The organism is Mycolicibacter nonchromogenicus (assembly GCF_002101775.1).
GTDB classification, from domain to species: Bacteria; Actinomycetota; Actinomycetes; order Mycobacteriales; family Mycobacteriaceae; genus Mycobacterium; species Mycobacterium nonchromogenicum.
Genome location: NZ_LQPI01000030.1, coordinates 62,399 through 74,008 on the forward strand (window position 1 = coordinate 62,399; position 11,610 = coordinate 74,008).

11 protein-coding genes are annotated in these 11,610 nt (G+C 66.6%); 7 read left to right on the forward strand and 4 right to left on the reverse strand.

Features of this window, described 5'->3' with window-relative positions:
- Positions 1 to 110: 110 nt before the first annotated feature.
- Entirely contained in the window at positions 111 to 1,580 is a 1,470-nt protein-coding gene (locus AWC18_RS05170) for a PE-PPE domain-containing protein (RefSeq protein WP_064996858.1), read from the reverse strand.
- A 177-nt stretch (positions 1,581 to 1,757) separates the two neighbouring features.
- On the opposite strand from AWC18_RS05170, the gene satS reads away from it, so the two are divergent.
- Positions 1,758 to 3,041 carry a protein export chaperone SatS gene (gene satS, locus AWC18_RS05175; protein ID WP_085137994.1) on the forward strand — a complete coding sequence of 428 codons (1,284 nt, stop codon included), beginning with the start codon at positions 1,758 to 1,760 and terminating at the stop codon, positions 3,039 to 3,041.
- A 217-nt stretch (positions 3,042 to 3,258) separates the two neighbouring features.
- Entirely contained in the window at positions 3,259 to 3,825 is a 567-nt protein-coding gene (locus AWC18_RS21800) for an LGFP repeat-containing protein (protein WP_208858319.1), read from the forward strand.
- 63 nt (positions 3,826 to 3,888) lie between these two features.
- Here AWC18_RS21800 and AWC18_RS05185 read toward each other — a convergent pair whose 3' ends face one another.
- From AWC18_RS05185 to AWC18_RS05195, 3 genes are read right to left on the reverse strand one after another with little or no spacing between them, the layout of a single operon-like run.
- Positions 3,889 to 4,977, reverse strand: a complete 1,089-nt coding sequence (locus AWC18_RS05185; protein WP_085137995.1) for an adenosine deaminase — start codon at positions 4,975 to 4,977, stop codon at positions 3,889 to 3,891.
- A 7-nt stretch (positions 4,978 to 4,984) separates the two neighbouring features.
- The gene (locus tag AWC18_RS05190; RefSeq protein ID WP_085137996.1) at positions 4,985 to 6,271 is read right to left on the reverse strand and encodes a thymidine phosphorylase; all 1,287 of its coding nucleotides are present in this window, start codon (positions 6,269 to 6,271) and stop codon (positions 4,985 to 4,987) included.
- A complete protein-coding gene (locus AWC18_RS05195) occupies positions 6,268 to 6,660 on the reverse strand; it encodes a cytidine deaminase (RefSeq protein WP_064996797.1) in 393 nt (130 codons plus the stop codon). The genes AWC18_RS05190 and AWC18_RS05195 overlap by 4 nt, the downstream gene beginning before the upstream one ends.
- 238 nt (positions 6,661 to 6,898) lie before the next feature.
- Between AWC18_RS05195 and sdhC the strand changes: the two genes are divergently transcribed.
- The 5 genes from sdhC to AWC18_RS05220 all read left to right on the forward strand — a co-directional run bounded on the left by sdhC (position 6,899) and on the right by AWC18_RS05220 (position 11,386).
- On the forward strand, positions 6,899 to 7,333 hold the full coding sequence (gene sdhC, locus AWC18_RS05200; protein WP_420093312.1) for a succinate dehydrogenase, cytochrome b556 subunit: 435 nt from the start codon (positions 6,899 to 6,901) through the stop codon (positions 7,331 to 7,333).
- The gene (locus AWC18_RS05205; protein ID WP_064996795.1) at positions 7,330 to 7,797 is read left to right on the forward strand and encodes a succinate dehydrogenase hydrophobic membrane anchor subunit; all 468 of its coding nucleotides are present in this window, start codon (positions 7,330 to 7,332) and stop codon (positions 7,795 to 7,797) included. The genes sdhC and AWC18_RS05205 overlap by 4 nt, the downstream gene beginning before the upstream one ends.
- 33 nt (positions 7,798 to 7,830) lie before the next feature.
- The gene (gene sdhA / locus AWC18_RS05210) at positions 7,831 to 9,585 is read left to right on the forward strand and encodes a succinate dehydrogenase flavoprotein subunit (protein ID WP_085137997.1); all 1,755 of its coding nucleotides are present in this window, start codon (positions 7,831 to 7,833) and stop codon (positions 9,583 to 9,585) included.
- Positions 9,585 to 10,454, forward strand: coding sequence for a succinate dehydrogenase iron-sulfur subunit (locus AWC18_RS05215; protein ID WP_234784365.1), 870 nt, complete (start codon positions 9,585 to 9,587; stop codon positions 10,452 to 10,454). The genes sdhA and AWC18_RS05215 overlap by 1 nt, the downstream gene beginning before the upstream one ends.
- Before the next feature lie 140 nt (positions 10,455 to 10,594).
- Positions 10,595 to 11,386: a phosphatidylethanolamine N-methyltransferase family domain-containing protein gene (locus tag AWC18_RS05220; protein WP_085137998.1), complete on the forward strand. Its 792-nt coding sequence runs from the start codon at positions 10,595 to 10,597 to the stop codon at positions 11,384 to 11,386.
- The last annotated feature ends 224 nt before the right edge of the window (positions 11,387 to 11,610 follow it).

Consider the following 11,610-nt stretch of genomic DNA (forward strand, 5'->3'; position numbering starts at 1 on the left):
GCAGGATCACATTAATCTATTAGGTGGATTTCAGCGTTGACCTTCGTAGAGGAATCGCGTGTTGTCAACTCGACCGCAATCCAACGGGCCGGCGCCGCGTTTGTCCCGGGCTACGCGCCGAAGAAGTTAAAGAGGCTGAATCCCGCCCCGATCAGAGCCAGCAGCGCGTCACCGGGCACCGCGGCCCCGCTCAACAGGGCGTCGGGGCCCAGCACATCGTCCACATTCAGCGCAGTGGCCAACTCGCTCCAGCCGTTGATGAGGAACTGGTCGATCGAGTTGATCAGGTCGTAGCCGGTGATGGTCTGCAGGACGTCGGTGATGCCGGTGATGGTGGCGATGTCACCGTCCGTGAGGGTGCCGCCACTGGCCGCGGCCGCGACGTCGGCCCACGGGCCGACGAGGCTCTGGATCAATGCGTTTTGGACACCGGCCAGCATCTGCAGCGGGTCCATCCGCATGAACAGGCCCATCACGCTGGAACCGTCATAGAGGTCGCCGGTCGGCGTCATCGCCCACGGCCCGCCGGCCACCCCGAACGCCTGCTGGTAGGCACTGCCGCTGATGAAGTCGCCGGCCGGGATCGGGTACAGACCGTTGACAGCCGGGTTGCCGGCATTGCCGTAGCCCCAGTTGATGATCAGCCGAGCCCACGGGGAGAAGAAGTCGCCGAAGAACTGCCCCGCAGTCCCACCGTTGAACATGAACTGCAGGATCGGCAGGTTCTGCGGAATCATGTAGAAGTTCGCGTCGCCGATCGTGCCGACGTTGATGGCGCTGGCCAGCTGCTCTGCGGTGTAGTCCGGGTAGTACGGGTGCACGGTGAGGATGCCGATGAGGGCGTTGATGACGGCCAGGATGTTGGTCGGGTCCTGCGGAAAGTTGGCCCAGCCGTCGTACTCACCGGTGTAGATGGCCGACGCGATGTGGTCGGTCGGGGTGGCGCCCAGGCTCAGCGGGATGTTGACGAATGGCAGGTGCTGGTCGCCGGGGAACGCGAAGCGATCGAGGATCCCGCCGATCGGATTGTTCGGATCTCCGATCAGAACGACGTTCATGTTGTCCAGCTGATCCAGGGTGGGGAAGCCAGCGGTACCGGCGTTGGCGATCAGGTTGGCCATTTCGATGCTTGCGATGGCGGCGCTCTGCGAGTAGCCGAACACCGTCACGTTGTCGTCGGCCAGCAACTGCGCCAGGATCGCCTCGTTCAACAGGCTCACCCCGGTGTTCAGCGACGTGCCGAAGTTCATCGGCGGCTGGCCCGGAATGCAGACAAACGGACAGAACTGCTCTGGTGTGACCAGGCCCTGGAAGTCGTAGCCGGCGAACGTCGGCTGGCCCTCGAAAAGCGGAGACGGCGGCTGAAGGTATCCGGCGAGGATCTGGCCCAGGTAGGGCCCGACGGTGGGATCAGGCACGCCGGTGCCGCTCATGATCCAGCCGTGGTCGGCCAGCAGCCGCAGCCGGATCGCCAGGTGGTCGGCCGCCGCCGAGGTCAGCGGGGAGGCCAGGCCCAGGATCGCGGCGCACAGCACCGCCAGCAGCATCGCGCCCGCCGGGCGCAACCGACCAGTCGTCATCGCGGCCTCCCCCGGCCCGGTTCCCAACACCTGCGACGCTAGACCCCGACGCGTGCCGCCAACGCGTTCTCGCAAAATTCAGGATTCTTTAATTTGTGTTGCGTTACGTTGCGCCGCAAAATCACGGCGCTAATCCCGGCTCCAGAGCGCTGCGGGTAGATCGTTATTCTGTGCGCCATGGCAGCTGACCTTGTACCGATCCGCCTCACGGTGACCGATGGTGACCGCTACACCCTGTGGGCGCCCAGTTGGCGCGACTCCGGTGACGAGTGGCAGGCGTTCCTCGGGAAGGGCGATGACCTCTACGGATTCACCACCGTGGCGGACCTGGTCGCGTTCGTACGGATCAACGCCAACAACGACCTGTTCGACCACCCGGCCTGGACGCAGTTTGCGCAGGCCAACGCCCACAAGCTGGACCCGGCCCCCAGCCACCAGTACGACCTGATCGAGGTCGAGGAGCTGCTGGCCGAGAAGCCGACCAAGCAGTCCGTCACGTCACTGGCCAACACGCTGGACATCGTCTCGGCGATCGGTTCGGTCTGCGACCTGACCGCGGTGACGAAGTTCTTCAACGGCAACCCCAACCTGGGCTGGCTGGCCGGGGGCGTCGACAACTTCACCGGCCGGGCCGGGCGCAAACGCTGGGCGCAGATCGCCGAGATCGTCGGGCGCAACTGGGGCGGCGTGCTGACCGCCATCGAAGAGATCATCACCACCCCCCAGGTCGATGCGGCCGCGGCGTCGCGGGCCGCCGATGAACTGGCCGCCGACCCCCCGGCGGAGCCGGAGCCGGAGGAGGACATCGACGACACCGAGGCCGGCGACGAGGACGAACAGGACAGCGCCGACGAGGAGACGACCGGCGCGACCGCCGAGCGGGCCTCGGGCGACCGGGTGATCCTGGGCGGCGACGCCAACTTCTGGACCAAGGTGGGCATCGACCCGATTCGCATCATCACCGACAACGGAACCTACTTCACGCTGCGCTGTTACCTCGGTGACCAGCCGGTATTCCTGGGCCGCAACGGCCGGATCAGCGTGTTCGGTTCCGAGCGCGCACTGGCCCGCTACCTGGCCGACGAGCATGACCACGACCTGTCGGATCTGAGCACCTACGACGACATCCGCACCGCCGCCACCGACGGTTCACTGTCGATCGACATCACCGATGACAACGTCTATGTGCTCTCCGGGATCACCGACGACATCACCGACGGGCCGGACGCGGTGGACCGTGAGCAGCTCGAACTGGCCGTGGAATTTCTGCAGGACGTGGGCACCTACGCCGAAGACGGCGTGGTTGACGCCACCCTGCAGCCGAACCGTCCGCTGGGTCGGATGGTCAGCTACGTCCTCGACCGCGAATCGGTCAACGAGCCGCAGCGTCCGTACGCTCCCGCCGTCAAGGAGTGGGAACAGCTCGAACAGTTCGTGCAGTCGCGGCTGCGGCGCGAATAATCGGTGTTTCCGTCCGGCGCATCCGCACGGGTGGTGAACGGCGGCAAACTATCGCGCAGGAAGGCATGCGCGCTCTCGCGAATTTCGCGCTGAATTAAGGCAATCAATTGCTTCAATTGACTGCGGCGTCCTGATAACCGCGACTAACATCTGGCGCGGTAACACTCGGGCCGAGCCGTGCTTTTTACGGGGGCCTTCCAATTCGAAAGGACTACACATGCGCAAGGCGACGAAGCGGGCCGCAGCAGTATCCGCAGCAGTATTGGGGGTCGCACTCATCGGCACGGGTTGTGACGGCACCGCCAAGGAGAAGACCAACGAAGCACTGAGCTCAGCCAGCTCGATCGCATCCTCGGCCAGCTCGGTGATCTCATCGGCGGTCAGCACCCCGTCGGAGGAGGAGACCGCTGCCAGCTCCACCGTGATCACCGGCGCCGACGGCAAGGAATACACCGTCTCCGGACCGATTTTGGCCAAGCTCGACTCCCTGGACGCGAGCGCCAAGCAGGACTTGGGCGAGCCCACCGGCGCCGAGCAGAAGAACCCCGACGGCGGCATCTACCAGCAGTTCGATGGCGGCGTGATCGTTCACACCACCCGTTCGTACGTGGTGTGGGGCAAGATCCGCGACAAGTGGAACGAGCTGGGCGGTTCGCAGGGCAAGCTCGGCTACCCGACCAGCGACGAGACCACCAACGCCGACGGGGCCAAGCAGACCACCTTCGAGCACGGCGTCATCACCTGGAATGACGGCGACGCCGAAGCCACCGTCACCGAGCACTGATTCCTGCAGCGAAGGCCGGGAGATCGCCAGCGCGATTCCCCGGCCTTCGGTGTTTCCTGGGAATCAGTCGATCAACGCCGCGTAGTGCGGCTTGATCACTTCTTCGATGATCTGTACCCGCTGATCGAAGGGGATGAACGCCGACTTCACCGCGTTCACCGTGAACCGCTGCAGATCGGCCCAGCCGTACCCGAAGGTCTCGGCCAGCAGCAGCATCTCCTTGCTCATGGTGGTGTCGCTCATGAGCCGGTTGTCGGTGTTGATCGTCACCCGCAGCCGGGCGCGGGCCAGCAGGTCGAACGGATGCTCGGCGATGCTGCCGACCGCGCCGGTCTGCACATTCGAGCTCGGGCACAACTCCAGCGGGACCCGCTTGTCGCGCACGATCGCCGCCAGCCGCCCCAGTCGCAGCCGGCCCTCGCCGTCGACGGTGATGTCGTCGGTGATCCGCACCCCGTGGCCCAGCCGGTCGGCGCCGCAGAATGCGATCGCCTCGTGGATGGAGGGCAGCCCGAAGGCCTCACCCGCGTGAATGGTGAAGCGCGCGTTGTGGTCTCGCATGTACTCGAAGGCGTCCAGGTGCCGGGTCGGCGGATGGCCGGCCTCGGCGCCGGCGATGTCGAACCCGACCACGCCCTTGTCTCGGAACCGGATGGCCAGCTCGGCGATCTCGCGGGACAGCGCGGCGTGACGCATGGCGGTGACCAGACAGCGCACCGTGATGTCGCGCCCGGCGGCCGCCGCGTCGCGCTCGCCGTCGGCAAAACCGGCCAGCACTGCATCGGTCACCTCGTCGAACCTCAGCCCGCCCTCGATGTGCAGTTCCGGCGCGAACCGCACCTCGGCGTAGACGACGGCGTCGGCGGCCAGATCCTCGACGCATTCGCGGGCGACCCGGTGCAGGGCGTCGGCGGTCTGCATCACGGCCACGGTGTGGCTGAACGGTTCGAGGTAGCGCTCCAGCGAGCCACTGTGCGAGCGAGTCCGGAACCAGGTCGCCAGCTCGTCGGGATCGGTCGTCGGAAGCCCGTCGTAGCCGACCTGTCCGGCGATGTCGACGACGGTGGCCGGGCGCAGGCCGCCGTCGAGGTGATCGTGCAGCAGCGCCTTGGGGACTTCCCCGATGGTCTCCAGGCTCACCGGTGTGCTCATGGCTTCATCATGGGCTCGTCTCGATGATCAGGGGCCGCGACTGCGGCGGTGTGTCGTCGACGCGATAGCCGCCGTCGAGCTCGGCCAATGCGGGGGCCATTCGCTCGGGGGTGTCGGTGTACAGGGTGAACAACGTCTCGCCGGCCGCCACCGGGTCGCCCGGGCGGCGGTGAATCCGCACGCCGGCGCCGTGCTGTACCTGCTCCCCCGGCCGGGCTCGGCCCGCACCGAGCCGCCACGCCGCCAGTGCCACCGCCATCGCATCGATGTGTGCCATGAAGCCGCTCTGATCAGCTGTCACGGTCTCGGTGCACGCCCCGAGCGGCAACGGCACGCCCAGATCGCCGCCCTGGGCGGCGACCATCGCGGCGAATCGGTCCATCGCGGTGCCGTCCCGCAGGGTCTGCGCGGGATCAGCGCCGTCGATACCGGCCAGCGCCAGCATCTCCTGGGCCAACCGCACCGTCAGCGCCACCACGTCGGGGGGACCGCCGCCGCCCAGCACCTCGAGGGCCTCGGCCACCTCGACGGCGTTGCCGACCGTGCAACCCAGCGGTGTGCTCATGTCGGTGATCAAGGCTCGGGTGGCCACCCCGTGCGCCGTGCCCAACCCGACCATTCGCCGGGCCAACTCGCGGGCGTCGTCCAGCTCCTTCATGAACGCCCCGGACCCGACTTTGACGTCGAGGACCAGCGCATCGGTGCCCTCCGCGAGCTTTTTGCTCATCACCGAGGCAGCGACCAGTGGCAGCGATTCGACGGTGCCGGTGATGTCGCGCAGCGCGTAGAGCTTGACGTCGGCGGGTGCCAGTTGCCCGGCCGCGAAGATCGCCGCCCCGATCGTGGACAGCTGATCACGGACCCGGGAAGCCGGCAGTGCCGGGGTGAACCCCGAGATCGACTCCATTTTGTCCAGCGTGCCGCCGGTATGGCCCAGACCGCGGCCTGAGGCGCTCGGCACCGCCGCGCCGCAGGCAGCGACGACGGCCACCAGCGGCAGCGTTATCTTGTCGCCCACCCCGCCGGTCGAGTGCTTGCCGACGGTGGGACGGCCCACGCCGGAGAAGTCCAGCCGCTCCCCCGACGCCATCACCGCCCGCGTCCAGCGGGCGTTCTCGTGCTCGTCCATGCCGCGCAGGTAGATCGCCATCAACAGCGCCGCCATCTGCTCTTCAGCGACCAGGCCGGTGGTGTAGCCGTCGATCAGCCAGTCGATCCCGGCATCGGGCAGCCGGTGGCCGTCACGCTTGATGGCGATCAGCGTCGGGGCGTCAAAACAGACCGGCCCGCTCATGGCAGCGCATCGGGCCCGAAGGCGTCGGGCAGCAGCTCGGCCAACGGCCGCGCCCCGGCCGGATGGTCGATGAGCAACTGCGAACCGCCGTGTTCAAGCAGCACTTGGCGGCACCGGCCGCACGGCATCAGCAGATTCCCGTCGGCGTTGCTGCACGACAGGGCCACCAGCCGTCCGCCGCCGGCCGCATAGAGCCCGCAGACCACTGCGCACTCAGCACACAGGCCCAGCCCATATGAGACATTTTCCACATTGCAGCCGGTGACCACCCGGCCGTCTTCGGTGAGGCCGGCCGCGCCGACCCGCAGACCCGAATACGGCGCGTAGGCATTAGCAGCCACTTCGATTGCGTTGCGCCGCAACAGATCCCAGTCAATTTTGCGGGACATTCAACAGATCTCCGCTTCACCCGAGTGCACCACGTCACCTCGTCCGTCCGTGTGAACGATCACATTTCAGGGTAGTCTCAGGCCTTAGCTACTCGTCAGTAACTTTTGCGCGGTCGTTTCGGGCCTGTTGATGGGTTTAGAGTCCTTGCCGAGGTTTATTGACAGCGAGGGCGTTGCGGAGCGACCGTACGCACGGTATAGCCGAGCGCAACGGGCCGCTGCAGATAATTTGGAGGCGCTGATGACGGCGACATCCGCCGATGCGGCGAAGCCGGGAACGCGGTCGGATGTGATGCGATTCCGCCGGCAGAGTCTGTACAAGGGCGACCCGGGAATGTGGGCGTTCGCGCTGCACCGCATCACCGGCGCGACGATCTTCTTCTTCCTGTTCGTCCACGTGCTCGACACGGCCCTGGTGCGGGTGAGCCCGGAGGCCTACACCGAGGTGATCGCGACCTACAAGACCCCGCTCGTCGGCCTGATGGAGCTGGGGCTGGTGGCCGCGGTGCTCTTCCACGGTCTCAACGGGGTCCGGCTGATCCTGATCGACTTCTGGTGGCAGGGCACCCGCTGGCACCGCCAGATGCTGGTGGCCGTCGGCGTCATCTGGCTGGTGGTAATGGTTCCGGTCGTGGTTCGGATCGGCATGCACATGGTGGAGCGGTTCCTATGAGCACAACTGACGTCCAAGGCGGCAGGGGCCCGATTGCCCCCGTTCGCGGCGTGGACCGCGACCGTCCGGCCAGCCTCGGCGACCCGCGGGCGCCGCAGCGGCACAGCGGGATGGCCAACTTCGAGAAGTACACCTGGCTGTTCATGCGGTTCTCCGGCGCCGCACTGATCTTCCTGGTGCTGGGGCACCTTTTCGTCATGCTGATGTGGCAGGACGGTGTGTACCGCATCGACTTCAACTACGTGGCGGAGCGCTGGCACCATCCGTACTGGCAGATCTGGGACCTGACCCTGTTGTGGCTGGCCGAACTGCACGGTGCCAACGGCCTGCGCACGATCATCGGCGACTACACCCGCAGCTCCCGCAGCCGGTTCTGGCTGATGGCGTTGTTGGCGGTGTCGGTGATCTTCACGCTGTTGCTGGGCAGCTACGTGCTGCTGAGCTTCGACGCGAACATTTCTTGACGGCAGATTCGGTAGCGAACGGGTGATATCGCGGTGATTCAAGAACATCGATACGACGTGGTGATCGTCGGGGCCGGCGGCGCCGGGATGCGCGCGGCCGTCGAGGCGGCCCCCCGGGCCCGCACCGCGGTGCTGACCAAGCTCTACCCCACGCGCAGCCACACCGGCGCGGCCCAGGGCGGCATGTGCGCCGCGCTGGCCAACGTCGAGGACGACAACTGGGAGTGGCACGCCTTCGACACCGTCAAGGGCGGCGACTACCTGGCCGACCAGGACGCGGTGGAGATCATGGCCAAAGAGGCCATCGACGCGGTGCTGGACCTGGAGAACATGGGCATGCCGTTCTCCCGGACCCCGGAGGGCCGCATCGACCAGCGCCGGTTCGGCGGGCACACCCGCGACCACGGCAAAGCCCCGGTTCGCCGCGCGTGCTACGCCGCCGACCGGACCGGCCACATGATCCTGCAGACGCTCTACCAAAACTGCGTCAAGCACGGGGTCGAGTTCTTCAACGAGTTCTACGCGCTGGACCTGGTGCTCACCGAGACGCCGTCGGGCCCGGTGGCCACCGGGATCGTCGCCTACGAGTTGGCGACCGGTGACATCCACGTCTTCCACGCCAAGGCCATCGTGTTCGCCACCGGCGGCTCGGGCCGGATGTACAAGACCACCTCGAACGCGCACACCCTGACCGGCGACGGCCTGGGCATCGTGTTCCGCAAGGGTCTGCCGCTGGAGGACATGGAGTTCCACCAGTTCCACCCGACAGGCCTGGCCGGCCTGGGCATTCTGATCTCCGAGGCCGTGCGCGGCGAGGGCGGCCGGTTGCTCAACGCCGACGGCGAGCGGTTCATGGAGCGCTACGCCCCCACGATCGTCGACCTGGCCCCGCGCGACATCGTGGCCCGTTCGATGGTGCTCGAGGTGCTCGAGGGCCGCGGCGCCGGACCGAACAAGGACTACGTCTACATCGACGTCCGCCACCTGGGCGAAGACGTGCTCGAGGAGAAGCTGCCCGACATCACCGAGTTCGCCCGCACCTACCTGGGCGTGGACCCGGTCAAGGAGCTGGTGCCGGTCTACCCGACCTGCCACTACGTGATGGGCGGCATCCCGACCACCGTGACCGGTCAGGTGCTGCGCGACAACACCAACACCGTGCCCGGTCTCTACGCCGCCGGCGAATGCGCGTGCGTGTCGGTGCACGGCGCCAACCGGCTGGGCACCAACTCGCTGCTGGACATCAACGTGTTCGGCCGTCGCGCCGGAATCGCCGCCGCTGAGTACGCCAACTCCCACGAGTTCGTCGACCTGCCGGAGAACCCCGCCGAGATGGTCGTGGGTTGGGTGGGCGACATCCTCTCCGAGCACGGCAACGAGCGGGTCGCCGACATCCGTGGCGCGCTGCAGCAGTCGATGGACAACAACGCCGCGGTGTTCCGCACCGAGAAGACCCTGAAGCAGGCGCTGAGCGACATCCACGCGCTCAAGGAGCGCTACGCCCGGATCACCGTGCACGACAAGGGCAAGCGCTTCAACTCCGACCTGTTGGAGGCGATCGAGCTGGGCTTCCTGCTGGAGCTGGCCGAGGTCACCGTGCTGGGTGCGCTCAACCGGCAGGAGTCGCGCGGCGGCCACGCCCGCGAGGACTACCCCAACCGCGACGATGTCAACTACATGCGCCACACCATGGCCTACAAGCAGGGCACCGACCTGATCGCCGACATCCGGCTGGACTACAAGCCGGTGGTGCAGACCCGCTACGAACCGAAGGAACGGAAGTACTGATGTCCTCCTCAGCTGATTCCGGTTGCTGCTCGTCCGAGGGCGGTTGCTGCTCGCCCGCGCCGACGAGCGCGGCACCGGCGGCGTTGGTCGACTCTGCCCCCGCCGGTGACCCGCCGCTGCCCCCGGTTCCCGAGGGTGCGCAGATGGTCACGCTCAAGATCGCCCGCTACAACCCGGAGAACCCGGATGCCTACGCCGCCACCGGCGGCTGGCAGAGCTTCCGGGTTCCGGCGCTGCCGACCGACCGGTTGCTCAACCTGCTGATCTACGTGAAGAGCTACCTGGACGGCACGCTGACCTTCCGCCGGTCCTGCGCGCACGGCGTGTGCGGCTCCGACGGGGTGCGGGTCAACGGCAACAACAAGCTGGCCTGCAAGCTGCTGATGCGCGACATCCTGCCCAAGAAGCCGGGCAAGGAGCTGACGCTGACCATCGAGCCGCTGCGTGGTCTGCCGGTGGAAAAAGACCTCGTGGTCAACATGGAACCGTTCATGGATGCCTACAAGGCGGTCAAGCCGTACCTGATCACCACTGGTAACCAGCCCACCCGTGAGCGCATCCAGAGCCAGACCGACCGTGCGCGCTACGACGACACCACCAAGTGCATCCTGTGCGCCATCTGCACCACAAGTTGCCCGGTGTACTGGAGCGAGGGCGCCTACTTCGGGCCGGCCGCGATCGTCAACGCCCACCGGTTCATCTTCGACAGCCGCGACGAGGCTGCCGCGGAGCGCCTGGACATCCTCAACGAGGTCGACGGCGTGTGGCGCTGCCGCACCACGTTCAACTGCACCGATGCCTGCCCGCGCGGTATCGAGATCACCAAGGCGATCCAGGAGGTCAAGCGGGCGCTGATGTTCGCCCGCTGACCCTGCTCCCCCTCTCGGCGAGTGTGCGTGTTTGCCCCTCTCGGCGAGTGTGCGTGTTTGCCCGCCGACACGCCGTCGCAGCTGTACAACTGTGCACGCTCGCGGCGACGTCGGCGCGCCCGGCGTGATAGGACACTGACATGCACTGGTACACCGGAAACACCGTCTATGACACCGTCCTGACCGCGGCGTTCGGCTTCGCGGTATTCGTGATCGTCGGCGGCTTCTTCGGCCAGAGCTCCTACGGCCGGTTCTCGACGACCAAGCTGGGCCTGAACCTGAACCCCAAGTTCGGCTGGTGGCTGATGGAGATCCCGGCGACGGTGGTGTTCCTGATCGCCTTCCTGAGCGGGCCGGCCCGCTTCGAGCCGACGTCGCTGGTGCTGGCCGGTATCTGGGCACTGCACTACGCCAACCGCGGCTGGTTCTTCCCGCTGGCGATCCGCCAGGCGCCCGGCAAGCGCAGCACTTTCAACATCTCGGTGGTGGTGATGGGCATGCTCGTCACGTCCATGCACGGCTACCTCAACGGTGCGCTGTTCAGCCACAACTACTTTCACCAGTACGGCACCGGCTGGCTGACCGACCCTAGGTTCCTGGTGGGCCTGGTCATCTACCTGTGCGGGTTCGCCCTGCTGGTCAACTCCGAGTCGATCGTGCGCAACCTGCGCGACAAGAACAACCCCGGCGGCGCGGAATACCGGATTCCGTTCGGCGGCGGCTTCCGCTACGTCACCAGCCCGGCCTACCTGGGCGAGCTGATCGCCTGGACCGGGTTCGCCGTACTGACCTGGGCGCTGCCGGGCGTCGTCATCCTGCTGATCACCGCGGGCAACCTCATCCCGCGCGCCTTCCAGACCCACCGGTGGTATCAGGAGAAGTTCCCCGACTACCCGACCGACCGCAAGGCTCTGGTTCCGTTCCTGATCTGAGGGTCCTTTCGGTTCGCCGAGCAGACGCCAAGGCCCCCTTTTTCCGCGGGATTTGGGGGCTTTTGCGTCTGCTCGTCACAAGGGACCGACCCTCGTATGCCGTAGCGAGCGTGCACAGATGTACGGCGCAACCGGCGTGTCGGCGGACAAACACTCAGTGTCAGGGTGACAGGTGCCGCTGTGCGGTGGTTGGGTTCTTCTCACCCGGTGTCTGACTCTTGCAA